Source organism: Mangrovicoccus algicola (genome assembly GCF_014903745.1).
GTDB classification, from domain to species: Bacteria; Pseudomonadota; Alphaproteobacteria; order Rhodobacterales; family Rhodobacteraceae; genus Mangrovicoccus; species Mangrovicoccus algicola.
The window spans coordinates 76,120-99,808 of sequence record NZ_JACVXA010000005.1 but is presented as its reverse complement, the minus strand read 5'-3'; the positions used below and the strand labels follow the sequence as shown (position 1 = coordinate 99,808).

The following is a 23,689-nucleotide window of genomic DNA, read 5'->3' as shown; positions in this document are numbered from 1 at the left end:
GCGGAGGGCGGCGGCCGTGGGTGATGACCCGGCCGCCGCCCGGCATGTCACTGCTGGGCAGCCGGGCCGGGCGCCATGCGCCGGGCGGGCAGCCCGTCGAAGGCGGCGGTGAAGCCTGCCAGCGACAGGGTCAGGTCGACATTGGTGTTCTGCGCGACCATCGGCACGATCTGCAGCGTGGCCGTGACCCCGCGCTTCAGCGCGGCGACCTCCTCGGCGGTCAGCCCGACCTCCGAGACGCAGCCCGAGTCGCTGCAATACTTGAACGGGTAGCGCTTGGCCCCCGCGCCATCGATCGACAGGCTGACGCCCCGCGGCAGCAGCGTCTCCAGCGGCGTGACGACCAGCGCGCCGGCGGCGAAGGACGAGCCCTCGATCTTGAACAGCGTGAATTCCGCGGTCGGCGTGCCGGACTGGTCGCGCATCAGCTGGTACATCTGGCAGGGATCTTCCTGGCCGTCGGGCGCGCGGGCGCAGCGGATTTCCCAATCCTGCTGGCTGCGCGGCACGTAGAGCTGGCCCTGTTCGACCTGGTCGCGGCTGGTGGGACGTTCGCGGGTGACCGGCTCCCCGGCAGAGAGGCCCGCGGTGCCGTCATCCTGGACGTCCGGGGCCGGGGCCTCGGCGGGTGCGGGCTGGGCCGTTTCCTGCGCGGCCGCTGCCGTGGCAAGGGCAAGCGACAGGAGGAGGCCCGCGCCAAAGCGAATGGTCATGATCGGCGTATCCTTTCGGGATTGCATCGGTGCGGCAGGCCTAGCACGGGCGCGGGGCGGATGTCAGGCCCCCAGTTGCGGCGCCGGGCCTGCGCCTGGACATGCTGCGGCGCCGTCCCCGCCCGGATGCGGGCGCCAAAGAAAAAGAGGCCCGGAGGGCCTCTTTTAAATGTGATTTTGCTCCCTGTCGGACTGGCCGACTTGTTGTGACGGAACGCTAGGACGACTCCGTCAGGCGGTCAACAGGAAAGGCGGGGCAGGCGGTGGCCGCATGGCCCGCGACGCGGCGCGGCGGCGCAGCTGCCCGAAAAAAAGCCACGCCCGAAGGCGTGGCCAGGTCAACAGGGAGGAAGATGCGGGCGCCGCCGGAGGGGCGGCCCGTGTCCCGCATCCCCGACACTAGCGCGCAAAGGTTAAGGTATCCTCTGCAGGGGCTATCCGGCCGCGCTGCCGACCGGGGCGATGCGGATCTGGCTGATCCGGTTCTTTTCGCGGCCGAGGATCTCGAAGCGGAAATTGTGGAAATTGAACACCTGTCCCACGACCGGGATCATCTGGGCCTCGTGGATCACCAGCCCGGCGATGGTATTGGCCTCGGTATCGGGCAGCTGCCATTCATTGGCGCGGTTGAGGTCGCGGATCGTCACCCAGCCATCGACCACGTATTGCCCGTCCGGGCCGCGTTCGATGCCCTGGGTCTCGCCGGTGTCGAATTCGTCGGTGATCTCGCCGACGATCTCCTCCAGGATGTCCTCCAGCGTGATCAGCCCCTGCAGCACGCCGTATTCGTCCACCACCAGCGCGAAATGCGTGTGCCGTTTCAGGAACTGGCGCATCTGGTCATCAAGCGTGGTCGTCTCGGGCACGAAATAGGCCTTGCGCGCGACCGAGAGGATGTCGAAGGCCGCGGGCAGGACCGCGCCGTCCCCGGCCTCCTCGCGGGCCTTCGCCAGGCCGCGCAGCAGGTCCTTGGCATGGATCACGCCGATGATGTTCTCGTGGCTCTCGCGGAAGACGGGCAGGCGGGTATGCGGCGAGGCCAGGCATTGCGCCAGCACCTCCTCGGAGGGCGCGTCGGCATCGATCATCTCGATTTCGCTGCGATGCTTCATGATCTCCTCGACCGTGCGGTCGCCCAGGTCGAGCGCGCCCAGCAGCCGGTCGCGATCCTCCTTCTGCACCACGCCCTCGGAATGCCCCAGCGCCAGCGCGCCCGAGATTTCCTCGCGCACGGCAAGCACGTTGTTCTGGGGGTCGGTCTCCACCCCGAAGAGCTTCAGCACCGTGCGCACCAGCGCGCGCACGGCCATCACCACCGGCGAGAAGACGCGGATGATGATCGAGATCGGCCGCGCCACCGCGGCGGCGGCGACCTCGGCATTGGTGATCGCGTAGGTCTTGGGCAGCACTTCGGCGAAGATCAGCACCAGGAAGGTCATGATCAGCGTCGCCAGGGCCAGCGTCGCCCCGCCATCGCCGAAGGCGCGGGTGAACAGCGCCGTGGTCAGCGAGGTGGCGAGGATGTTGACCAGGTTGTTGCCCAGAAGCACCGAGCCGATGAGCCGCTCGTTGTCCTCGGTGATCCGCAGCGCCTCGCCGGCGCCGCGGCTGCCGGCATCGGCCTTGGCCTTCAGCTTTCCCCGCGAGGCGGCGGTCAGCGCGGTTTCCGATCCCGAGAAGAAGCCCGACATGACCAGCAATCCCAGCACCGCGAGTGTGGTGATCCAGAATGCGGCGTCGAAAACCGGGGCGGCGGTGTCCATTCCTTAACGTCCTTGTGTCTGACTGGAAGCCACATGATAGGGCAGGGCGGGCGGTTCAGGAAGGGCAGCCGATGAAGGTCGCGGCACTCGGGCAGTTGGACGGACCGGTCCTGGTTTCGGGCGCGCCGGCCTCGAATCTGCAGGCGCTCATGGCCCTGCTGGGGGAGGCGGCGCGGCGCCGCGTCGACCGGGCTGCGCTGATCTGTAACGGCGGGCTGGTCGGGCCCTGCGGCGATCCCGGCGCCGTGGTCTCGACCCTGCGCACGCTGGGCGGCCCGGTTCTCGCGGCGGAGACGGAGCGCAGGCTCGGGGCCGGGCCGCGCCGCGGCGGGCCGCTGGCCGGGCGCGACTGGTACCGGCTGGCCGATGACCGGCTGCCCGATCGCGACCGGATGTGGCTGGACGCCCTGCCGGGCGCGGCCGTGTTCCGTCACCGGGGGCGGCAGTATGGCGTGATCGCGCCGTGCGCAGGCACGGCACCGGAAGCCGATCTGCCGGAGTGCGATCTTGGTGCCCTGGCGGCACGGCTGGAACCGCATCTGGGCCGCTGCGACACGATTTTCAGCAGCGGGGCGGGCCCGGCCTTCCGGCGCGTTGCGGCGGGCGTGGAATGGATCGGCACGGGCATGCTGGGCCTGCCGCCGGGCGATGGCAGCCGCCGGACCCGGTTCGTGATGATCCGGGCCGGACAGGCCCGGCTTCACCGGCTGGATTACGACCTGGGCGGGGCGGTCGCCCGGATGCGGCAGCTGGGTCTGGATCCGCGCTGGCAGGCTGCGCTTTGCGGCGGCAGCCTGCCGGGGCAGGAATTGCAGCCCGGCCCGCGCGCCGCCTGACATCCGGGAGGCACGGGGCGGGATCGGCGGCAGAGCGGATCAGGCGGTCGCGCCTTTCTTTCATCCGCCGTCTCCGTTCCGGAACGGCGCGTGTCCTTCCGCCCGTTTCGCCCCCTCCGGTTCCGTACGGCCCTTGTCGGCGCCCGGCGAAGGTCTCGGGTCCGGGCACTGCCCGGCGCCGCTGCCTCCGGCCTCATCCACGGCACCGGCGGACCCGCAATGGCGCGTTCGCCCGGCCTGCCCGGCAGGAGCCGCTGTCTTGTCGGGGCAGGTGGCCCCGGCTCGAGGCCGGGGCGGGACAGGGCGGGGCGGGATGCGGAACGGCAAGGCCGCGAACGCTGCCGATACCCCCCGTCTGCGCCCTGCCGACACCCTGACGGAGCGGTCCCGCGCGGCGGAGACGGGCTCCGTTGCCGGAGGAGTGGCTGGCGCGTCCCGGTCACGGCCGGTCTCATGCGATCGGGACTCATCGTCCCGGCCCCGGGGGCGGTCATGCCAGGCGCCGACGGGGCCGATCCGCAGGGAGGATGGGGCAGGGCATCGGCGTGACCGGCGGACAGGACCCGGCCTTCCGGTCGGCCCTGCTGCCGCCGGCCGGTCCGCGGATTGCCCGGGAGGGCGTTCGCCCGCGCTTCGCCGCAGGACCCGGCGGCGGGGGCGGAGCGGCCCCTGCAGCATGTCCCGCCTCTTCTGGAAGGGGGGCGCCGCCCCGGTCGGAGGGCGCGTGCGGGTCCATAGCAAGGGCTGGATGATGCGGTCTGTCCGAGGACGGAGACGCTGCAGGGACCGGATCGGGAGGAGAGTTCGACGGGGTTCCTGCATCCGCCCGGGGGACCGGCTGGCCGGACATGGCGGCGGGCGAAGGGCCCTGTCGCGCCGATCCGGGGCTGCGGGAGGGGCTGGGCTGGGCCGGAGGCCGGTGCGGGGCCGCTCCCGGCGGATGGCGATGCCGACATGTCGACCGGCAAGGGCGCAGGCGGCCTGTTCTCTCCGGCGCGGACATGGTCTGGCCAGGGCGGCGGCGACGGGGGGCGACCGGCGCGGCGCCTGCGGAAATCCCGGGCTGCCAGCCCTGCCCGTCAGGTGAGCCGATGCGGGAGGCGGATGGGCCCGCCCCGCCGGGGCGGCGGTGCAGGCCGGGTGCTGTCGACCGCGACCTGCGGGAGGGGTCCTGTCCGGCGCGGGGCCGGGCAGGAGCCGGACCGGGCTCAGCCCAGAAGGTCGCGAACCTTCTGCGCCGCGGCTTCGGCGGTGATGCCGAATTTCTCGTAGAGCACCTCGGCCGGGGCGGAGGCGCCGAAGCCTTCCATCCCGATGAACCCCGCCTTTTCCCGGCGCCCGCGCTCGTCGCAGAGCCAGCGGTCCCAGCCGAAGCGCAGGCCCGCCTCGACGGCCACGCGGACCGGACCCGCCGGCAGGACCTTGCGGCGCCAGGCCTCGTCCTGCTGCTCGAACAGCTCCCAGCAGGGCATGGACACGACGCGGGTGCCGATGCCGTCGGCCTCCAGCAGCTTGCGGGCCTCCATGGCGATGGCGACCTCGGTGCCGGTGGCCATCAGGATCGCCTGGCGCTTGCCGGTGGCCTCGGCCATGATGTAGCCGCCGCGCGCCGTCAGGTTCTTGGCCGAGTAGCTGTCGCGCAGGGCGGGCGTGCCCTGGCGCGAGAGGGCCAGGACGGAGGGCGTGGATTTCTGCTCCAGCGCGATCTCCCAGGCTTCGGCCGTCTCGGTGGCATCCGCCGGACGGATCACCAGGGTGTTGGGCGTCGCGCGCAGCATCGCCAGGTGTTCCACCGGCTGGTGGGTCGGGCCGTCCTCGCCCAGGCCGATGGAATCATGGCTCAGCACATAGACTGCCGGAACGCCCATCAGCGCCGAGAGGCGCATCGCCCCGCGGGCATAGTCGGCAAAGCACATGAAGGTGCCGCCATAGGGCTTGACCCCGCCATGCAGCGCCAGGCCGTTCATCGCCGCGGCCATGCCGTGTTCGCGGATGCCGTAATGGACGTAGCGTCCCTTGCGGTTGCCGGGCTCGAAGACCTCGATCCCGCCGGCCTTGGTGTTGTTCGACCCGGTCAGGTCGGCCGAGCCGCCCAGGGTTTCCGGCGCGATCGGGTTGATCGCGTCCAGCGCCTTCTGGCTGGCAGCGCGGGTGGCCAGCTTGGGCATGTCCTCGGCGAAGGATTTCTTCAGCGCGCGGACGGTGGCGGCCAGGCGCTTGGGCGGATCGCCTGCCATGACGCGGGCGAATTCGGCCTGGCGCGACGCGGAGACGGCGTCCAGGCGGTCGCGCCAGGCGGCGTGATCGGCTGCGCCGCGCGCGCCGATGGCTTCCCAGGCGGATTTGACATCGGCGGGCACCTCGAAGGGGCCGTGATGCCAGCCATAGGCGGCCTTGGTATCGGCCACCAGCCCGGCATCGGTCAGCGCCCCGTGGCCCTTCGACGTGTCCTGGGCCGCGGAGCCGAGCGCGATATGCGTGCGGCAGGCGATCATCGAGGGCTTCTGGGATTTCTTCGCCTCGGTGATGGCCTGGTCGATTTCCTCGGGGTCATGCCCGTCGCATTCGAAGACCGACCAGCCGGAGGCGCGGAACCGCGCCATCTGGTCGGTGCGGTCCGCCATGTCGACGGTGCCGTCGATGGTGATGTTGTTGTTGTCCCACAGCACGATCAGCTTCGACAGCTCCTGCTTGCCGGCCAGGCCGATCGCCTCCTGGGAGACGCCTTCCATCAGGCAGCCGTCGCCGGCGATGCACCAGGTGTAGTGATCCACCAGCTTGCGGCCGTAGCGGGCGCGCAGCACTTCCTCGGCCATGGCGAAGCCGACGGCGGTGGCGATGCCCTGGCCCAGCGGGCCGGTGGTGGTCTCGATCCCCGGCGCGTGGCCGTATTCGGGATGCCCGGCGGTCCTGGCGCCCCACTGGCGGAAATTCTTCAGCTCGTCGAGGGTCATCTCCGGCGAGCCGGTGAGATGCAGCAGCGCGTAGAGCAGCATCGAGCCGTGCCCCGCAGACAGGATGAACCGGTCGCGATCCGGCCAGCCGGGGGCGGCGGCGTCGAATTTCAGATGCTTCTCGTAGAGCACGGTCGCCACGTCCGCCATCCCCATCGGCATGCCGGAATGGCCGGAATTGGCCGCGGCCACGGCGTCCAGCGTCAGCGTGCGGATCGCGGCGGCCTTCTTCCAGTGGTCGGGATGGGTCTCTTGCGCGGGAGTGATGGTCACGTGAGGTCTCCTCGTCCGGCGGGGTGGTTGATGGCCGGCAAAGCGGCATCCATGCGGCGTTTCGGGCACCCCGCAGCGGGGCGCGTCGGCCCGCCTCTTAGCAACACATCAGTAATGTGCAAGCGCTAAGGAGGTCGGGCATGTTCTGGTTAACGGGGAATTGCCGCCGGGCGGGGCCGCCTTCCGGCCTTGCTCCCCCCGGCCAAGTCTGTACTCATGGGCCATCGAAGAGGAACCGGGCGGCACCGCGACAGGACGGGATATGAGCGAATTGGAAACGATAGCCGCGCGCTTCGAGGCAGCCATGGGCGCCATCGAAGAGCGCGTGGCGGGACTGGCCGAGGCGCTGGCGCAGGAGCGCGCGCGCGCGCGCGCAGCCGAAACCGCGGCGGCCGAGGCGCGCGATGCGCTGGAGGATCTGGAGCCCGGCGATGCCGCGCTGGCAGAGGCCGTGGCCCGCGCAGAAGCCGCGGAGGCAAGGGTTGCGGAACTCGAGGCCGCCGCCGCCGCGCCGCAGCATGACGGGGCGGAGGATGCGGCGGATGTCGCCCGCCTTTCCGCCGAGCTGGCCGAGGCGCAGGAGGCGCTGGCGCGGCTTGGCGTCGAGCTGGAGGAGGCGCAGGCCGCGCGCAGCGAGGCCGGGGTGTCGCTGCCGCAGGATGACGGCGAGGCGGCGCGCATCGCGCAGGATCTCGGCGCCGCGCAGGCCTCCGTCGCGCAGCTGGAGCAGGAACTTGCCGGGGCCCGCGAGGAAAACGCGCGGCTTTCCGCCGAGCAGGAGGCCGCCGGGACCGAGGCTGCGCGGCTTTCCGCCGAGCTGGAAGAGGCCCGCGCGCAGGCCGAGCGGCTCTCCAGCGAGGTGGAGCAATGGAGCGCCGAGGCAGAACGCGTCACCGCCGAGCTGGAGCAGTCGCGCAGCGCGGGCGAGGACCTGGCCGCCGCCACGGCGGAGCTGGACCAGATGCGCCCCGATCTGGCCGCGGCCCGGGCCCGCGCAGAGCAGGCCGAAGCCAATCTTGAGGCCGGGCAGGAACGTCTGGCCGCCCTTCAGGCCGAGCTGGAGGAGGCAAGGGCCGCAATGGCGGGCCTGCAGGAGACCCGGGGCGGGGCCGAGGCGCGCGCCATGGCCGCCCGCGGGGAGACCGAGGCGATGCAGGGGCTGCTCAGCCGCTCCGAGGCGGTGCTGGCGGAATTGCAGCGGGTGAATGCGCAGCTGCGCACCAACAATGCCGCGCTGCGCGGTGCCATCGAGACGGGCCTGTCGGAGGCGTCGCTGGTGGATGCCGCGCTGAAGGCCGATCTGGAGGCACTGGAGGCGGCCCGCGCCGCCGACCGCGCCGAGCTTGACAGTATCCTGGCCGCGCTGGAACCCGCGCTGAAGGAGGACGGACATGCCTGAGGTCACCATTTCCATCGGCGGGCGCGATTTCGATGTCGCCTGCCAGGAGGGCGAGCAGCCCTTCCTCGAGACGGCGGCACGGATGCTGGATGCCGAGGCGCAGACCCTGGCCCAGCAGATCGGCCGCATGCCGGAACTGCGCATGCTGCTGATGGCCGGGCTTATGCTGGCCGACAAGACCGCGGGTCTGGAGGACCAGCTGGCCGATCTCTCGGCGCAGCTGGCCAGCCAGCAGGCGCTGGTGGAGGAACTCGGCGCACGCGCTGCCGAACCCGGGCCGATGACCGAAGAGATGGCCGCCCGCCTGGAGGCGCTGGCCGCCCGCGCGGAGGCCGCGGCGGAGATGGCGGGCGAGTGATCCCGGTCCCGGCGCGCCCCGCGGGGGCGGCCGGGGATGCATGATGCGGGTCCGCGCGGCGAAGCGGACCGGCCCCCGGCCGGGGGAGGCGGTCCCCGGCGCAGATGCCGTCACGCCGTCTTGCAGCCCGCCGCACAGGGTCCGGCCCATCGGCGGGAGGTTTCCGGAACCGGAATCGGGCGTGGGGCCATCGCGCGGCGGCCGAAGCCGCGCGGCGGGGCGATCAAGCCGTTTCGCGCAGGGTCTCGATCATCAGCGCCACATTCTCGGGATCGGCATCGGGCGTGATGCCATGGCCGAGATTGAAGATATGCGGCCCCCCCGACAGGGCGCGGCGGATGCGCCGCACCTCCTCGACCAGCGGCGCGCCTCCGGTGACCATGTGGCCCGGCGCCAGATTGCCCTGCACGCAGGTCAGCGGCTGCAGCGCCTGCGCCGCCCAGTCGGCATCGGCATGCTCGTCGATCGCCACGGCCCGGACGCCCGTTTCCTGCGCGAAGGTCACGTAATTCGCGCGGCTGGTCCCGCGCGGGAAGGCGATGACCGGCACGCCGGGATGACGCTGCTGGAGGGCATGGGTGATGGCGCGGATGGGCCCCAGGGAATAGGCGGCGAAATCGGGCCCCTCGAGGGATCCCGCCCAGCTGTCGAACAGCTTGACCACCTCGGCCCCGGCCTCGATCTGGGCCGAGAGATACTCGATCGTGGCTTCCGTCAGCCGCGCCATCAGCGCGTCGAACAAGGCGCGGTTCTCGTCCTTCAGCCGGTGCGCGGGCCCCTGATCGGGCGTGCCATGGCCTGCGATCATGTAGGTGGCCACCGTCCAGGGCGCCCCGGCAAAGCCGATCAGCGCGGTCTCGGCGGGCAGGGCGCCGCGTAGGATGCGCAGCGTCTCGTAGACCGGCGACAGCGTGGCATGGACGCCCTCGGCATCGCCCAGCCGGGCGAAATCGGCATCTGTGGTCACGGTGGACAGCTTCGGGCCCTCGCCCTTGACGAAGCCGACCTCGGCCCCCAGGGCATCGGGGATCAGCAGGATGTCGGCGAACAGGATCGCCGCGTCGAAACCATAGCGGCGGATCGGCTGGAGCGTCACTTCCGCGGCCAGGTCCGGCGTGTAGCACAGGGTCAGGAAGTCCCCGGCCCGGGCGCGCGTGGCGCGGTATTCGGGCAGGTAGCGTCCGGCCTGCCGCATCATCCAGACGGGCGGCACCGGCTGGGTTTCGCCGTTCAGGGCGCGAAGGATCGTCTTCATCTGTGCCATCCTGTCCTCTCACTGCTGGGGGCGTGACTGCCGGTGCGGGGGCGCAAAGTCAATGCGCGCCCGCCGGGCGATTGCCTCGCCGCGGCGCGGGCGGTAAAGCGAAGGCATGAGCTTCACCTTGCCTTCCCCCGCTGACCCCCTGAAACTCGGCACGCGCGGTTCGCCGCTGGCGCTGGCCCAGGCCAACGAGACCTGCGACCGGCTGGCGGCCGCGCATGATCTGCCGCGCGAGGCCTTCGAGGTGGTCGTGATCCACACGACCGGGGACAACCGCGCGCTGATCGCCGCCGACCGTCCGCTGAAAGAGATCGGCAACAAGGGGCTGTTCACCCGCGAGATCGAGGAGGCGCTGACCCGCGGCGATATCGACCTGGCGGTCCATTCCATGAAGGACATGCCGACCGAGCAGCCCACGGGCCTGGTGATCGACTGCTACCTGCCGCGCGAGGATGTGCGCGATGCCTTCATCTCCGCGCAGGCGGGGTCCATCGCCGATCTGCCCGAGGGCGCGGTGGTGGGCTCCTCCTCGCTGCGCCGCCGCGCGCAGCTGGCCAACCGGCGTCCCGACCTGCAGCTGGTGGAATTCCGCGGCAATGTGCAGACGCGGATGCGCAAGCTGCAGGACGGGGTGGCGCAGGCGACCTTCCTGGCAATGGCCGGGCTGAACCGGCTGGGCCTGTCCGACCTGGCCAAGGGCGCGATCGACCCCGAGGAGATGCTGCCCGCCGTCGCGCAGGGCGCCATCGGCATCGAGCGGCGCAGCGCCGACACCCGGGCCGCCGCGATGCTGGAGCCGATCCACGACATCCCCACCGCCGAGAGGCTGGCGGCGGAGCGGGCCTTCCTGGCGGCGCTGGACGGCTCCTGCGAGACGCCGATCGCGGGGCTGGCGATCCACGAGGGCGGCGATATCTGGCTGCGCGGCGAGATCCTGCGCCCGGACGGGTCCGAGGCGCTGGCCGAGGAGGGCCGCGCGCCGCTGCTCGATGCGGCGGAACTCGGCCGGGCCCTCGCGGCGCGGTTGCTGGCGCGGGCGGCGCCGGGATTCTTCGACTGGCGCGGCTGAGCCCGTTTCGCGGCTGCCGCCGGGTCATCGCCCGGGACTTGCCCCCCGGGAGGCAGGTTGTCACAAATCTGTCGCGGCCCCGTTGCTATAGGGCGGCCTGAACAGCCCGCCTGGCCCGCGGGCCAAGCGGAGACCGATGATGGACGGACAGAAAGACCCCCATGAGATGGACTGGCTGGAGGCGGAGCTTGCCGACACGCTGGACGAGGATTACGAGCTGGAGATGTCCGAACCGGCGCTGTCCCTGGAGATCCGCAAGATCTACGAGAAGGCGCATCCTCCCAGCCTGGAGCGCAAGGATTATTTCCGCAAGCTGCTGTTCCTGCAGTCCGAACTGATCAAGATGCATGACTGGGTGAAATACTCGGGCGAGAAGGTCGTGGTGCTGTTCGAGGGCCGCGACAGCGCGGGCAAGGGCGGCGTCATCAAGCGCATCACCCAGCGGCTGAATCCGCGGGTCTGCCGGGTCGTGGCGCTGCCGGCGCCGTCGGAGCGCGAGAAGACCCAGTGGTATTTCCAGCGCTACGTGCCGCATCTGCCCGCCGCCGGGGAAATCGTGCTGTTCGACCGGTCCTGGTACAACCGCGCCGGGGTGGAGCGCGTCATGGGCTTTGCCGATGAGGGCCAGGTGGAGCAGTTCTTCGAGGACGTGCCGGAATTCGAGAGGATGCTGGTGCGCTCGGGGATCCGGGTCATCAAGTACTGGTTCTCGATCACCGACGAGGAACAGCAGATGCGGTTCCTGATGCGCATCCACGACCCGCTGAAGCAGTGGAAGCTGTCGCCGATGGATCTGCAGAGCCGCGTCCGCTGGGAGGATTACACCCTGGCCAAGGAAGAGATGATGGCGCGCACCAACATCCCCGAGGCGCCCTGGTACATCGTGCCCGGCAATGACAAGAAACGCGCGCGGCTGAACTGCATCGACCATCTCCTGTCGATGATCCCCTACGAGCCGGTGCCGCATGAGGAGGTCGCGCTGCCCGAGCGCAAGTACAATCCCGAATACGAACGCTCGGTGCTGCCGCCGGAACTCTACGTGCCGTCGAAATACTGACCCCCCCGGGCGGCGGGCTTGACCCGCCGCCGCGGGAGCGGTCACATATCCGCGAGGGGAGGCGGATCGCGCCTTCCGCGGCACGGGGGATCTTTCATGCGATATCTGGCGGCCTGCGGGCTGGCCCTGGCGGCGGCGGCCGGTCCGGTCGCGGCGCAGCAGGCGCCCGGGATCGAGACCGAGATCGGGATCTACGGCTTTGGCGTGGCGATCGGCGGCGATGCCTCCGCGGGCGGGGCCGAGATGGATATCGACCTGCCCTTCGGCGATGTCTGGGACGCGCTGGAGGGGCTTGTCCTGGCCTATGCCGAGCATCGCCGCGGCAACTGGATCTATTTCGCCCGTGCCGAATACATGGATCTCGACGGGTTCGAGGCCGAGACCTCGCGCGGGCCGGTCTCGGTCGAGGCACGCGCGGGCATGGCGCAATGGACGGTGCAGGGCTTCGCGGGCTATCGCGTGACGGATCGCGCGACGCAGGCGGGGCGGCTGACCGCCGATCTGCTGGGCGGGCTGCGCTATGTCTCCATCGACATGGATGTCGATGCCTCGCTGGCCGCCTTCGGCCGCGAGACGCGGCGCGATTTCGGCAAGCGCGTCGAATTCACCGACCCGGTCGTCGCGCTGCGGGCGAAACATGTCTGGAACGACGCCTGGGGGCTTGCGGGCTGGATCGATCTGGGCGGGTTCGGGGCCGGCTCGGAATTCAGCACCTCTGCGGAGATCACCATCGACCGGCAATGGTCCAACGGCTGGCGCGCCTTCGGCGGGTGGAAATACTTCACCTTCGATTACGAGGACGGGCCCCTGGAGATGCAGCCGACCTATTCGGGGCCGGTGCTGGGCGTCTCCTACCGGTTCTGATCCCGCTCAGGGCGCGGGATCCAGGCGCTTGTCGCGGAAGAACGCCCACAGGAGCTGCGCGGCGGGCGGACCTTCGGGCCGGGCATAGTCGCCGGTGCCGTCGCCCGGCCAGTAATGCGTGCCGCTGATGTCGGGCCCCTCGAAGAACACGGTTTCCAGCACCTCGCGCCCCTGCGCATCCTCGAAACGGGACTGCAGGCAGGGGATGGCGTCGTCGCTGCAATCGCTCTGCGAGACGGGATCGGGCAGGGCGTCGTAGCGGCGGATCCAGGACGCGGCCAGCGCCTGGCCGTTCTGCACCGGCACGCGGCAGTCATTGAGGCTGTGCATCACCATCAGCGGCACCAGCCGGTCCTCGCCGGGCGCGTCCTGCTCGGCGCGCATCTCCTCGACCATCTCCTCGGGCGTGTCGGTCCAGACCGGCCAGGAACAGCCCGGCAGGGTCCGCACCGCCCAGGCATCCTCGGCATAGCCCAGCCCGGCCACCGCGCCCGCCGCGGCGATGTCCTCGGACCAGGCGACGGCCATGACCACCGACATGGCGGCGCCGGAACTCAGCCCCGCCACATAGCGCCGCGCGGGATCGGTGCCCGCGCGGGTCTCGGCCGCCGCGATCAACCGGCGCAGATCGGCGGGCTCGCCGGCCCCCTCATGGCGGTGATGGTCGATCCAGAAGCCCCAGCAATTCTCGCTGCGCCGCCCGTCATAGCTGGTGATGAAGGGGTAGAGCACGGCGAAGCCCTCGACATCGGCCAGCGCGCGGAACCCGGTCTGCTCCAGCATGTCGTCCTGGGTCTGCTTGCAGCCATGCAGCACCGTCACCAGCGCCGCGCTGCCATCGGCGGGGAGCCCGTCGGGAAGATAGAGCGCATAGTCGCGGTCCCGGCTTTCGGGATGGGCGGCGGCAGGCAGGGTGTCGCGGACCAGTGTTCCGGCCGTGCCCGGCAGCGCCGTGCCGAAGGCGGCGGCAAGACCGAACAGGATGGCGGCAACGGGCGGCGATGCGGGCATGGGGTCTCCTCCGGCTGGGGTCGGGGCATCCTATCGCATCGCGCCCGCTCCGGCGGGTGCGGAATCGCTCACCTGCGGCGATAGGCGATGCGGCTGAGCTGGTCCTTGCGCGGGCCGCGGACATGCCACAGCATCTCCCACCGGGCAGGGTGCATCCGGTAGCGCCCGGTATAGAGGTCCTCGCCGCAGAGATGGCGGATCACGGTCCGGAGGCGGGACGGGTCGAGCAGGTGGAACAGCCTGCCATCGGCAAAGAGCACCCGCGGCAGCGGATCGAAGCGCCACAGATAGACCTGCCCGGAGGCCAGGCGCTGCCCTCCGGGCAGGGTCAGCGTGCCCGTTTCCTCGTAGCGCAGCCCCTCCGCGTCGGGCAGGAACCGCGCCTCGCCTTCCATCTGCGCGGTGCCGCCCGCGCGGGCATCGCGGATCCGGCGGCGGACATGCCAGCGCCCGGCCAGCCCGTCGCGGGTGAACAGCGCCGCGGCGCCCGGCAGGCTTGCGTCGCGGGCCTCTTCCCCGTAGAGGCAGGGCGCCGAAGCGCCGCAGGAAAGGTCCGACGATGATCCCACGCTATTCCCGTCCCGACATGGTTGCCATCTGGTCCCCCGAGACCAAGTTCCGCATCTGGTACGAGATTGAGGCCCATGCCTGCGATGCGCAAGCCGAGCTGGGCGTCATTCCGAAGGAAAACGCGGCGGCCGTCTGGAAGGCGAAGGACGCGGAGTTCAATGTCGCGCGCATCGACGAGATCGAGGCGGTCACCAAGCATGACGTCATCGCCTTCCTGACCCACCTGGCCGAGATCATCGGCAATGACGAGGCGCGCTTCGTCCATCAGGGGATGACCTCCTCGGACGTGCTGGACACGACCTTCAACGTGCAGCTGGTGCGGGCCGCCGACATCCTTCTGGCCGACATGGACAAGCTGCTCGACGCGCTCAAGCGCCGCGCCTTCGAGCACAAGGATACGGTCCGCATCGGCCGCAGCCACGGCATCCATGCCGAACCCACCACGATGGGGCTGACCTTCGCGCGGTTCTATGCCGAGATGGCGCGCAACCGCACCCGGCTGGAGACCGCGCGGGCGGAGATCGCCACCGGCGCCATCTCGGGCGCGGTGGGCACCTTCGCCAATATCGACCCGGCGGTGGAGGAGCATGTCTGCGCCAGGATGGGGCTGGTGCCCGAGCCGATCTCCACCCAGGTGATCCCGCGCGACCGCCATGCCGCCTTCTTCGCCTGCCTGGGCGTGATCGCCTCCTCGATCGAGAACGTCGCGATCGAGATCCGCCACATGCAGCGCACCGAGGTGCTGGAAGCCGAGGAGTTCTTCTCCAAGGGGCAGAAGGGCAGCTCCGCCATGCCGCACAAGCGCAACCCGGTGCTGACCGAGAACCTCACGGGCCTGGCGCGGCTGGTGCGCATGTCGGTGGTTCCGGCGATGGAGAACGTGGCGCTGTGGCACGAGCGGGACATCTCGCATTCCTCCGTGGAGCGGATGATCGGCCCCGATGCCACGGTGACGCTGGATTTCGCGCTGGCGCGTCTGACCCAGGTGATCGACAAGCTGGTCGTCTATCCCGAGACCATGCTGGCCAACATGAACAAGTTCCGCGGCCTGGTCATGTCGCAGCGGGTGCTGCTGGCGCTGACCCAGGCGGGCGTGAGCCGGGAGGATGCCTATCGCCTGGTGCAGCGCAACGCGATGAAGGTCTGGGAGCAGGGCAAGGATTTCAAGACCGAGCTTCTGGCCGATGGCGAGGTGACCGCCGCGCTGTCGCCCGCCGAGATCGAGGAGAAATTCGATCTGGCCTATCATACCAAGCATGTCGACACCATCTTCGCGCGGGTCTTCGGCAGCTGACCGGGCGGCCCCGGTTCCCTGCGGGACCGGGGCGGGACAGCACGGGCGGGGGCGGTGTTTTCCGCCTCGGCCATCGCGATAAACCGGCTGTTAACGCGCCTCCGCCAAAGCTGACCCCGTCGGCAGAAGTCGGAAGGATGCCCATGAGCCAGATGCCCTCGCTTGCCAGCCTCGATCCCGCCGCGCCGCAGCTGACGCAGAAGCGCAAGGCGGCGATCATCGTGCGCATCCTGATGCAGGAAGGCGCCGAGCTGAGCCTGTCTGACCTGCCGGAGGCCCTGCAGGAGGAGCTGACCCACGAGATGGGCGCCCTGCGCCAGATCGACCACACGTCGCTGGGCGAGGTGATCGAGGAATTCCTGGCCGAGCTGGACGCCGTGGGCATGACCTTTCCCGGCGGCCTCGCCGGGGCGCTGGATGCGCTGGACGGCTCGATCAGCGCATCCACCGCGGCGCGGATCCGCAAGCAGGCCGGGGTTCCGGTGCATCGCGATCCCTGGGGCATGATCGGCGGGCTGGATGCCGCGCGGCTGCTGGAGGTGATCGATGCCGAGAGCGAGGAGGTCGCGGCGGTGGTCCTGTCCAAGCTGCCGGTCCAGAAATCGGCGGAGATCCTCGGCCAGATGGATGGCGCCCGGGCGCGGCGCATCGCCTATGCCATCTCCCAGACCAGCGCCATCGATCCCGAGACCGTGCAGACGATCGGTTCGGCCATCGCGCTGCAGCTGTCCTCGCGGCCTGTCGCGGCCTTCACCGACGGCCCGGTGCAGCGCGTGGGCGCGATCCTGAATTCGACGCCCGCCCTGACGCGCGACGGCGTGCTGGAAGGGCTGGAGGAGAAGGATGCAGGCTTTGCCGAGGAGGTGCGCAAGGCGATCTTCACCTTCGGCAACATCCCCACCCGGATCGATCCGCGCGACATTCCCAAGATCACCCGCGCGGTGGACCAGGCGGTGCTGGTCACGGCCATCGGCGGCGGCCAGGGAGCGGATGCCAAGGCCGGCGAATTCATCCTGTCCAACATGTCCCAGCGAATGGCGCAGCAGCTGCGCGACGAGATCAACGATGCCGGCAAGATCAAGGCCAAGGATGCCGAGGAGGCCATGAGCGCCATTGTCGGCGCGATCCGGGAAATGGAATCGGCCGGCGAGCTTCTGCTCTTGAGCGACGGGGAGGATGACGCCTAGGCCGCGCCTCGCCGTCCCTCGGGCGTGCCGGGCGCGGGCGGCGGCGTGACCATGCGCAGCGGGCCGGGCTGCCGGTGATCTGTCCGGATCCGCCTGAACCGGGGGCGGGCCATGTTCCCTTGCCCCGCGCGGCATCGGGGACGCGCCGCAATGTCCGGTCCCGGCGCCTGGGACAGGCGGGCATCTGCCACCTGCCGTGATCCGTGCCGGGACCCTGCGATGCGCGGCCGGGGCGCCCCCGGTCCGCGCTGCTGCCGGATGCGGCGGCCGACGCGGGACGGCATCCCGGCGCGGGGCGGCGGCTCTTGGCGCAGGCCGGCCCGGCGGTTAGAAGGGACGCAGACAAGGCAAGGAGCGCCCCATCCATGATCGCAGAGCTCGGCCATTTCGCCCTGATCCTCGCCGCCTTCGTCGCGCTGTTCCAGGCGGTGGTTCCCTTCATCGGGGCGGCCCGCGGCTGGACGGGATGGATGGCGGCGGCGGTGCCCGCCGCCACGGCGCAGTTCCTGCTGACGGCGGGCAGCTTCGCGGCCCTGACCCATGCCTTCGTCACCTCGGATTTCTCGCTGAAGCTTGTCGTCGAGAATTCCCACAGCCTGAAGCCGATGCTTTACAAGGTCTCGGGCGTCTGGGGGAACCACGAGGGCTCGATGCTGCTATGGGTGCTGATCCTGACCCTGTTCGGGGCGCTCTGCGCCTGGTTCGGCAGCGACCTGCCGCCCGGGCTGAAGGCGCGGGTGCTGGCGGTGCAGGCGATGATCGCGGCTGCCTTCTTCGCCTTCATCCTGTTCACCTCCAACCCGTTCCTGCGCCTGGCGCGGCCGCCGATGGACGGGCAGGACCTCAATCCGCTGCTGCAGGATCCGGGGCTCGCCTTCCATCCCCCCTTTCTCTACCTCGGCTATGTCGGGCTGAGCCTGACCTTCTCCTTCGCGGTTGCAGCGCTGATCGAGGGGCGGGTGGATGCCGCCTGGGGCCGCTGGGTGCGGCCCTGGACGCTGGTCAGCTGGATGTTCCTGACGGTGGGCATCGCGCTGGGATCCTGGTGGGCCTATTACGAGCTGGGCTGGGGCGGGTTCTGGTTCTGGGATCCGGTGGAGAACGCCTCCTTCATGCCCTGGCTGATCACCGCGGCGCTGCTGCATTGCGCCATCGTGGTGGAGAAGCGCGAGAGCCTGAAGACCTGGACCATCCTTCTGGCGATCCTGGCCTTCGGGTTTTCGCTGATCGGCACCTTCATCGTGCGCTCGGGGGTCATCACCTCGGTCCATGCCTTCGCCAACGATCCCGAGCGGGGGGTCTTCATCCTGGCGATCCTCGCCGTCTTCATGGGCGGCGCGCTGACCCTCTTCGCGGCGCGGGCGGGGGCGATGACCTCCAAGGGGGTATTCGGGCTGGTCAGCCGCGAGAGCGCGCTGGTGGCCAACAACCTGCTGCTGGCGGTGGCGTGTTTCGTGGTCTTCATCGGCACGATCTGGCCCCTGGTGGCGGAGCTTCTCTTCGGGCGCAAGCTGACCGTGGGGGCGCCCTTCTTCAATGCCGCCTTCACGCCCTTCATGATCGCGCTGGCGGTGATCCTGCCCGTCGGCGCGGTGCTGCCCTGGAAACGCGGGCGGGCGGGGCGCGCGGCGGCGCAGCTGGCGACCGCGGCGGCCCTGGCGGAGGCGGCCGGGCTCCTGGCCTATGCGGTGCAGAGCGGCCGGTCGGCGCTGGCCCCCGCGGGCATCGCCCTTGGCACCTGGCTCGTGCTCGGCGCGCTGCGCGATTTGTGGCTGCGCACGGGGCGGGGCGAGGCGCGGCTGCGGCGGCTGGCCCATCTGCCGCGCGCCGACTGGGGCAAGGCGGTGGCCCATGCCGGGCTGGGCGTGACCTTCATCGGCATCGCCGCGATGACCGCCTGGCAGGTCGAGGATATCCGCGTCGCCCGCATCGGCGACCGTTTCGAGGTGGCGGGCTACGGCATCAGCCTCGACGCGGTCGAGGACACGCGCGGCCCGAACTACTACACCACCATGGCGACGATGACGGTCTGGGACGGCGACCGCCCGCTTGCGACCCTGCATCCCGAGAAACGCGTCTATCCGGTGGCGCAGATGCCGACCACGGAGGCGGCGATCGACAACGGCATCTGGCGCGACTTCTACCTGGTGATCGGCGATCCCCAGCAGGGCGGCGGCTATGCGGTGCGCACCTATGTCAAACCCTTCGCCAACTGGATCTGGGCGGGGGCGATCATCATGGCGCTGGGGGGGCTCTTGAGCCTCACCGACCGGCGGTTCCGCGTGGCGGCAGGCGCCCCGCGGCAGCGCCCGGTCCGGCCGGTGGCGGCGGAATGACCGGGATGCGTGTGCTGATCGCGGCGGCCCTGATCGCGCTGGCCGGGCCGGTCCTGGCGGTTCAGCCCGATGAAATGCTGGCCGATCCGGCGCTGGAGGCGCGGGCGCGCGAGCTGTCGAAGGAGCTGCGCTGTCTCGTCTGCCGCAACGAGAGCATCGACGAATCCAATGCCGACCTGGCGCGCGACCTGCGGATCCTGGTGCGCGAGCGGCTGCTGGCAGGCGATGGCGATGCCGAGGTGATCGCCTTCGTCACCGACCGCTACGGCGAATATGTGCTGCTGCGCCCGCAGAAGACCGGGGTGAACCTGATCCTGTGGGGCGCGGGGCCGGTGCTTCTGATTCTCGGCGCCGGGATCGGGCTGGCCCATCAGCGGCGCAACCGCCTGTCGCGCGAAACGCCGCCCGAGGAACTCAGCACGGCCGAGGCGGCGCGGCTCCGGGCGATCCTGCAGGATCGCGACCCGTGACCCCGCGTTGCGCTTTTCTTCCGCCGCGGCGGGGCTAGTCTGGCGCAGGAGACCGGCGGAGGACGGCCATGGATTACGAGACGATCGCGCTGGAGCAGGATGCGCAGGGGGTGGCGGTCATCCGCCTGTCCCGGCCGGACCGGCGCAACGCGCTGAACGTGCGGATGCGCGCGGAGCTTCTGCATGCCCTGAAGGCGGCCGAGCGCGACGCCCGGGTCATCGTGCTGACCGGGGCGGGCGAGGCCTTCTGCGCCGGGCAGGACCTGGCGGATCGCGGCAATGCGGCCAGCCTGGATATCGAGCGGACGCTGCGCGACGAATACGAACCGCTGCTGCGGGCGGTGCATGACTGCCGCTTGCCGGTGATCGCCGCGGTCAATGGCGCCGCGGCGGGGGCCGGGGCCAGCCTGGCGCTCTGTGCCGATGTGGTCATCGCCGCCGATAGCGCGGTCTTCGTCCAGGCGTTCTCGCGCATCGGCCTGATCCCGGATGCCGGGGCCAGCTATTGGCTGCCGCGGCAGGTGGGGTTCGCGCGGGCCATGGGCGCGATGCTGTTCGCCGAACCGGTGACGGCCGCCCGGGCCGAGGAATGGGGCATGATCTGGAAGGCCGTGCCCGCGCAGGAATTTGCGGCGCACTGGCAGGCGCGAGCAGCGCAGCTGGCGCAGGGCCCGACCGAGGCGCTGGCGCGGATCAAGCAGGCGCTGCGGGCCAGCACGCAGAACGGGCTGGACGCGCAGCTGGGACTGGAGGCGCAGCTTCAGGGCGAATGCGGCCGCACGCGCGATTTCACCGAAGGCGTCATGGCCTTCCTGGAGAAGCGTCCCGCCCGGTTCGAGGGGCGCTGAAACGCCGGGGTTCAGGGCGCCAGCGACAGCGCGTGCAGGTCGATCATGTCCTTGGGATGGCGATCTGCCCCGGTGACGCCGGGGCGGACATGGCGCATCAGCCGCCGCCAGTAGGGCTGCACGATCACCGCCTGGTCGCGCAGCCGCTGCTGCAGCCGGGTCATGACCTCGCGCCGCTCTGCCGCGCCGGGCAGGCCCTTGGCGCGGTCCAGCAGCGCATCGAATTCCGGGTCGGCAAAGCCGCTCTCGTTCCAGGCGGCGCCCGAGCGGTAGCCCAGATCCAGCGCCTGCACCCCCAGTTCGCGCGCGTTCCAGTTGGTGGAGGAAAAGCCGAAGTCGCGCCAGCCCGCGTGGTAGTCGGCGGCGGGCAGGATGATCCGCCGGACACGGAACCCGGCATCGCGCAGCTGCGCGGCCATCACGTCGGTGGTGAAGCGCCGCCAGTCATCGTCGATGGAGACCAGCTCATGCTCGTATTCCATCATCCCGGCCTCTTCCATCAGCGCCCGCGCCTGCGCCGGGTCGGGACGCTGGGGCGGGATGGCGGCATAGGCGGGATGCAGGGGCGAGACATGGTGGTTTTCCGCGGCCAGCCCGCGCCCGTCATAGCCCAGTTCCAGCAGCACCTCGTTGTCGACGGCCAGTTGCAGCGCCCGGCGCACCCGCAGGTCGGCATAGGGACGGAACCCGCCCAGCTCGTGGCTTTGCCGGGCGCGCAGCACGATTGTGGCCGATGTGTCGATCTCCGAGCGGCGCCAGCCCAGCCCGTCCATCACCGGCACATAGGCCCCGATCGTGTCATAGGTCATGTCGATGCGGCCATCCTCGGCCGCCTCCACCATCGCCACGGGATCGGGCCCGAGATCGACGAACGCGATCCGCTCCAGCTGGCCCGCGCGCCAGGGGCGCCGCTGCGGGTCCCGTTCCAGAACGGCGCCCGTGCCGGGCTGGTATTCGGCAATGCGGTAGGCGCCGGTGCCGATCTGGCGGTCCAGGGGAGATTCGCCGATGGCCGAGCGATGCATCACGGCCGCCGGGTAATCCGACAGGCCGGGGATCAGCGTGATGTCCGGCCAGGCCAGGTCCAGCCGCAGGGTCAGCGGGTCGAGGATCGTGACCGCCCCCTCGCGCAGGCGTCCGGTCCCCGGGTCGATCAGCGGCGCCAGCCGCGAGGCCATGGAATTTCCCGCCAGCCCGGCATCGCACCAGCCCTCGAAATTGGCGAGGACATCCTCGGCGCCGAAGGGATCGCCATTCGACCAGGTCACGCCCGGGCGCAGGTGAAGCACATAGGAGGCCGCGTCCTCGGAGGTTTCCCAGCTTTCGGCCAGCGCCCCCTCCATGCGCCCGTCATGGCGGGCATGGACCAGCCGGTCGAGCAGCCCGGCGCAGGCATTGGATTTCTCGGTGAAATCCCACAGACGCGGATCGCCCTGCGGCAGCACCCGCATCTGGATGCGCAGGCTGCCGCCCCGTGCCTCCTGGGCGCGCGCGGCGCCCAGCGGGCCGAAGGCCTGCGCCGCCACGCCCAGTGCCGTGGCGCGGGTCAGGAATTCGCGACGCCCGATGGCGCCTTGGCCGTAATCCCGGCGCAGCATGGCAAGGGCGTCCCGGGGCGGGGCGGCAAGGCGGCGGCGGAAATGGCGCATCGTCGGGCTCCTCGCGGCGCGGATGTCACGCCGGGGCGCGCCCGGCGGAAGGCTCCGCGCGGGGCCGGGTCCGGCCGTCCGGGAGGATGATGGGGTGTTCGGGGGGGCGGGGCAAGTGTTGCGCGGCGCGCGCAGGCAGCCCCGGTGTCGCGGCCGGTGCCGCGGCGCTCAGCGCTTGGGCTGCGCTATGGCGCGCAGCATGTCCGAGACCTGGACATTGGGCACATGCGGGCGCCCGGCCTGGCGGTTCAGCCAAAGCAGCATCAGCGCGGCGCGATGGTAAAGGACCAGGTCGCGATCCGGGCTGGTCCCTTGCGATTCCTGACGCAGATCCTCGATCAGCGCATTCATTTCGGATTGCATCTGCACGCCCTGCATCCGCAGGTGCAGCTCGTTGGGCGGGAAGGGCAGCATGCTCTTCTCGGCAAAGAAGATGGCCGTGCCCTGGCAGCGCGGCGAGATCTCGATGCCGTGGGACAGGTTTCCGGGAAGGAAGATCGCGTTATGGCCGGTATAGCCGCGCAGCTGGCCGCCGACGCTGAGCCGTCCCTGGCCATGGGCGATCCAGAACAGGACGGGCGCGATATAGCTGCGCTCCGCGCCCAGGCCGAGCCCGCCCGCCCGCGCGAGCTGGGACAGCGGCACGACGCGAAGCGGATGGGATACGTTTTCACTGCCCTGTGCGTCAAACATGGGAACTTCCTCGCAACTTTGCAGGATACTAGGAAATCACGGAGATTCGGCCAAGGCCGGATCGCGGATTCCCGACAGACTCCCCCCATAGAGGCGATAACACGCCGATAATGTTAACAAGAGGTTAAATTCCGGAAACCACCTGCCTCCAGCCGCCCATCTTGCTGCGCATCCAGGTCCTTTGCCGCTTGGCATACCGGTGGGTCGCGGTCTTGGCGGCGGAAATCGCCTCGTCAGGCGTCATCTCGCCGGCCAGGGCGGCGATCAGCTCGCCTGCGCCGATCGCGCGGGAGGATTGCAGGGCCGGGTCCCAGCCGGGCGCCATCGCGCGCGCCTCCTCCCAGGCGCCGCCCTCCAGCATCGCATCGAACCGCCGGTCGATGCGGGCATTGAGCGCATCGCGCCCGGCCTGGACCAGCACGCAGGCGGCCTGCGCCTCGGGCAGCAGCGCCGGGCCGGTCTCGTCCTGCCAGGCGGCCAGGCCGCGCCCGGTCTGGCGCAGCACCTCCCAGGCGCGCTGCACCCGCGCGGGGTTGCGCAGGTCGATGCGCGCCCGGGTCGCGGCATCGAGCTCGGCCGCCATGGCCGGGTTGCCCGCCTCGGCCATCCGCGCATTCGCCGCGGCGCGCACCTGCGGATCGGTGGGGGGGATCTCGGCCAGGCCGCGGGTCAGCGCCTGGAAATACAGCCCGGTGCCGCCGACGATGACGGGGGCGGGGCGCGCATCGAGAAGCGGCGCGACCTCGCGCAGCCAGTCTCCCGCGGAATAGGCGGCGCGGTGATCGACATGCCCGTAAAGCAGGTGCGGGGCCCGGGCGAGATCCTCATCGCCGGGGCGTGCGGTCAGGATGCGCCAGCCGTCATAGACCTGCAGCGCATCGGCATTGACCACCGCACGGCCCTGGCGGCGCGCCAGATCCAGCGCCAGCGCGGATTTTCCCGAGGCGGTGCAGCCCGACAGCAGCACCACCCGTCCGGGGTCGATGTCGCGCAGGGGGTTATCCACCGCGATTCTCCGCCGTCCCGGCGGGCGCGACCGGAAGGACGGTTGTGCCCGCGCCGGTATTCAGCCAATGTCCATTGG

At 70.6% G+C, this 23,689-nt stretch carries 20 protein-coding genes; 11 read left to right on the top strand and 9 right to left on the bottom strand.

The features are described 5' to 3' along the window. Nucleotides 1–47: 47 nt before the first annotated feature. Together ICN82_RS02640 and ICN82_RS02635 are read right to left on the bottom strand one after the other, a co-directional pair. On the bottom strand, nucleotides 48–713 hold the full coding sequence (locus tag ICN82_RS02640; protein WP_193179290.1) for an invasion associated locus B family protein: 666 nt from the start codon (nucleotides 711–713) through the stop codon (nucleotides 48–50). Nucleotides 714–1,147: 434 nt separating this feature from the next. Next, nucleotides 1,148–2,476 carry an HlyC/CorC family transporter gene (locus tag ICN82_RS02635; RefSeq protein ID WP_193179289.1) on the bottom strand — a complete coding sequence of 443 codons (1,329 nt, stop codon included), beginning with the start codon at nucleotides 2,474–2,476 and terminating at the stop codon, nucleotides 1,148–1,150. A gap of 71 nt (nucleotides 2,477–2,547) precedes the next feature. Here ICN82_RS02635 and ICN82_RS02630 point away from each other — a divergent pair, with 71 nt between their 5' ends. Beyond that, the gene (locus ICN82_RS02630; protein WP_193179288.1) at nucleotides 2,548–3,312 is read left to right on the top strand and encodes a hypothetical protein; all 765 of its coding nucleotides are present in this window, start codon (nucleotides 2,548–2,550) and stop codon (nucleotides 3,310–3,312) included. Nucleotides 3,313–4,520: 1,208 nt separating this feature from the next. Here the strand turns inward: ICN82_RS02630 and tkt are convergent. Further along, on the bottom strand, nucleotides 4,521–6,539 hold the full coding sequence (gene tkt / locus ICN82_RS02625) for a transketolase (protein ID WP_193179287.1): 2,019 nt from the start codon (nucleotides 6,537–6,539) through the stop codon (nucleotides 4,521–4,523). A gap of 262 nt (nucleotides 6,540–6,801) precedes the next feature. Here tkt and ICN82_RS02620 point away from each other — a divergent pair, with 262 nt between their 5' ends. Together ICN82_RS02620 and ICN82_RS02615 are read left to right on the top strand one after the other, a co-directional pair. After that, entirely contained in the window at nucleotides 6,802–7,938 is a 1,137-nt protein-coding gene (locus ICN82_RS02620; RefSeq protein WP_193179286.1) for a coiled-coil domain-containing protein, read from the top strand. Next, nucleotides 7,931–8,296 (top strand): cell division protein ZapA, encoded by a 366-nt coding sequence (locus ICN82_RS02615; protein ID WP_193179285.1) that lies wholly within the window; start codon nucleotides 7,931–7,933, stop codon nucleotides 8,294–8,296. Before ICN82_RS02620 ends, ICN82_RS02615 begins: the two co-directional genes overlap by 8 nt. 223 nt (nucleotides 8,297–8,519) lie before the next feature. Here the strand turns inward: ICN82_RS02615 and hemE are convergent, their stop codons facing one another. Beyond that, complete coding sequence (gene hemE, locus ICN82_RS02610; protein WP_193179284.1) at nucleotides 8,520–9,560, bottom strand: uroporphyrinogen decarboxylase; 1,041 nt, start codon at nucleotides 9,558–9,560, stop codon at nucleotides 8,520–8,522. 106 nt (nucleotides 9,561–9,666) lie between these two features. Here hemE and hemC point away from each other — a divergent pair, with 106 nt between their 5' ends. The 3 genes from hemC to ICN82_RS02595 all read left to right on the top strand — a co-directional run bounded on the left by hemC (nucleotide 9,667) and on the right by ICN82_RS02595 (nucleotide 12,547). Further along, nucleotides 9,667–10,626, top strand: a complete 960-nt coding sequence (gene hemC, locus ICN82_RS02605; RefSeq protein ID WP_193179283.1) for a hydroxymethylbilane synthase — start codon at nucleotides 9,667–9,669, stop codon at nucleotides 10,624–10,626. 139 nt (nucleotides 10,627–10,765) lie between these two features. Next, complete coding sequence (gene ppk2 / locus ICN82_RS02600; protein WP_193179282.1) at nucleotides 10,766–11,683, top strand: polyphosphate kinase 2; 918 nt, start codon at nucleotides 10,766–10,768, stop codon at nucleotides 11,681–11,683. Nucleotides 11,684–11,779: 96 nt separating this feature from the next. Beyond that, nucleotides 11,780–12,547, top strand: a complete 768-nt coding sequence (locus ICN82_RS02595; protein WP_193179281.1) for a hypothetical protein — start codon at nucleotides 11,780–11,782, stop codon at nucleotides 12,545–12,547. A 6-nt stretch (nucleotides 12,548–12,553) separates the two neighbouring features. Here ICN82_RS02595 and ICN82_RS02590 read toward each other — a convergent pair whose 3' ends face one another. Continuing rightward, nucleotides 12,554–13,558, bottom strand: a complete 1,005-nt coding sequence (locus ICN82_RS02590) for an extracellular catalytic domain type 1 short-chain-length polyhydroxyalkanoate depolymerase (RefSeq protein WP_193179280.1) — start codon at nucleotides 13,556–13,558, stop codon at nucleotides 12,554–12,556. A 68-nt stretch (nucleotides 13,559–13,626) separates the two neighbouring features. Further along, nucleotides 13,627–14,127 (bottom strand): DUF6314 family protein, encoded by a 501-nt coding sequence (locus ICN82_RS02585; RefSeq protein WP_193179279.1) that lies wholly within the window; start codon nucleotides 14,125–14,127, stop codon nucleotides 13,627–13,629. Between ICN82_RS02585 and purB the strand changes: the two genes are divergently transcribed. The 5 genes from purB (at nucleotide 14,118) to ICN82_RS02560 (ending at nucleotide 20,263) form a co-directional block, all read left to right on the top strand. After that, nucleotides 14,118–15,422 (top strand): adenylosuccinate lyase, encoded by a 1,305-nt coding sequence (gene purB / locus ICN82_RS02580; protein WP_193179278.1) that lies wholly within the window; start codon nucleotides 14,118–14,120, stop codon nucleotides 15,420–15,422. The two genes, ICN82_RS02585 and purB, sit on opposite strands and share 10 nt — an antisense overlap. 143 nt (nucleotides 15,423–15,565) lie before the next feature. Beyond that, entirely contained in the window at nucleotides 15,566–16,609 is a 1,044-nt protein-coding gene (locus tag ICN82_RS02575; RefSeq protein ID WP_193179277.1) for a flagellar motor switch protein FliG, read from the top strand. Between the two features lie 365 nt (nucleotides 16,610–16,974). Then, entirely contained in the window at nucleotides 16,975–18,945 is a 1,971-nt protein-coding gene (locus ICN82_RS02570) for a heme lyase CcmF/NrfE family subunit (protein ID WP_193179276.1), read from the top strand. Nucleotides 18,946–18,950: 5 nt separating this feature from the next. Then, on the top strand, nucleotides 18,951–19,415 hold the full coding sequence (locus ICN82_RS02565) for a cytochrome c-type biogenesis protein (protein ID WP_407943741.1): 465 nt from the start codon (nucleotides 18,951–18,953) through the stop codon (nucleotides 19,413–19,415). A 68-nt stretch (nucleotides 19,416–19,483) separates the two neighbouring features. Beyond that, nucleotides 19,484–20,263, top strand: coding sequence for an enoyl-CoA hydratase-related protein (locus tag ICN82_RS02560; protein ID WP_193179274.1), 780 nt, complete (start codon nucleotides 19,484–19,486; stop codon nucleotides 20,261–20,263). 11 nt (nucleotides 20,264–20,274) lie between these two features. On the opposite strand, the gene ICN82_RS02555 is transcribed toward ICN82_RS02560, so the two are convergent. The 3 genes from ICN82_RS02555 to miaA all read right to left on the bottom strand — a co-directional run bounded on the left by ICN82_RS02555 (nucleotide 20,275) and on the right by miaA (nucleotide 23,611). Further along, nucleotides 20,275–21,912 carry an ABC transporter substrate-binding protein gene (locus ICN82_RS02555; RefSeq protein ID WP_226898235.1) on the bottom strand — a complete coding sequence of 546 codons (1,638 nt, stop codon included), beginning with the start codon at nucleotides 21,910–21,912 and terminating at the stop codon, nucleotides 20,275–20,277. Between the two features lie 168 nt (nucleotides 21,913–22,080). Further along, nucleotides 22,081–22,605 carry a hypothetical protein gene (locus tag ICN82_RS02550; RefSeq protein ID WP_193179273.1) on the bottom strand — a complete coding sequence of 175 codons (525 nt, stop codon included), beginning with the start codon at nucleotides 22,603–22,605 and terminating at the stop codon, nucleotides 22,081–22,083. A gap of 124 nt (nucleotides 22,606–22,729) precedes the next feature. After that, nucleotides 22,730–23,611 (bottom strand): tRNA (adenosine(37)-N6)-dimethylallyltransferase MiaA, encoded by an 882-nt coding sequence (miaA, locus tag ICN82_RS02545; RefSeq protein ID WP_193179272.1) that lies wholly within the window; start codon nucleotides 23,609–23,611, stop codon nucleotides 22,730–22,732. Nucleotides 23,612–23,689: the final 78 nt, after the last annotated feature.

Bases quoted from the DNA above. Each gene is read 5' to 3' on its own strand.
- purB (WP_193179278.1), top strand. From the start codon at position 14,118: ATGATCCCACGCTATTCCCGTCCCGACATGGTTGCCATCTGGTCCCCC.
- ICN82_RS02565 (WP_407943741.1), top strand. From the start codon at position 18,951: ATGCGTGTGCTGATCGCGGCGGCCCTGATCGCGCTGGCCGGGCCGGTC.
- ppk2 (WP_193179282.1), top strand. From the start codon at position 10,766: ATGGACGGACAGAAAGACCCCCATGAGATGGACTGGCTGGAGGCGGAG.
- ICN82_RS02560 (WP_193179274.1), top strand. From the start codon at position 19,484: ATGGATTACGAGACGATCGCGCTGGAGCAGGATGCGCAGGGGGTGGCG.
- ICN82_RS02615 (WP_193179285.1), top strand. From the start codon at position 7,931: ATGCCTGAGGTCACCATTTCCATCGGCGGGCGCGATTTCGATGTCGCC.
- ICN82_RS02575 (WP_193179277.1), top strand. From the start codon at position 15,566: ATGAGCCAGATGCCCTCGCTTGCCAGCCTCGATCCCGCCGCGCCGCAG.
- ICN82_RS02635 (WP_193179289.1), bottom strand. From the start codon at position 2,476: ATGGACACCGCCGCCCCGGTTTTCGACGCCGCATTCTGGATCACCACA.
- ICN82_RS02555 (WP_226898235.1), bottom strand. From the start codon at position 21,912: ATGCGCCATTTCCGCCGCCGCCTTGCCGCCCCGCCCCGGGACGCCCTT.
- ICN82_RS02550 (WP_193179273.1), bottom strand. From the start codon at position 22,605: ATGTTTGACGCACAGGGCAGTGAAAACGTATCCCATCCGCTTCGCGTC.
- ICN82_RS02590 (WP_193179280.1), bottom strand. From the start codon at position 13,558: ATGCCCGCATCGCCGCCCGTTGCCGCCATCCTGTTCGGTCTTGCCGCC.
- hemC (WP_193179283.1), top strand. From the start codon at position 9,667: ATGAGCTTCACCTTGCCTTCCCCCGCTGACCCCCTGAAACTCGGCACG.
- hemE (WP_193179284.1), bottom strand. From the start codon at position 9,560: ATGGCACAGATGAAGACGATCCTTCGCGCCCTGAACGGCGAAACCCAG.
- ICN82_RS02640 (WP_193179290.1), bottom strand. From the start codon at position 713: ATGACCATTCGCTTTGGCGCGGGCCTCCTCCTGTCGCTTGCCCTTGCC.
- ICN82_RS02620 (WP_193179286.1), top strand. From the start codon at position 6,802: ATGAGCGAATTGGAAACGATAGCCGCGCGCTTCGAGGCAGCCATGGGC.
- ICN82_RS02630 (WP_193179288.1), top strand. From the start codon at position 2,548: ATGAAGGTCGCGGCACTCGGGCAGTTGGACGGACCGGTCCTGGTTTCG.
- ICN82_RS02570 (WP_193179276.1), top strand. From the start codon at position 16,975: ATGATCGCAGAGCTCGGCCATTTCGCCCTGATCCTCGCCGCCTTCGTC.
- ICN82_RS02595 (WP_193179281.1), top strand. From the start codon at position 11,780: ATGCGATATCTGGCGGCCTGCGGGCTGGCCCTGGCGGCGGCGGCCGGT.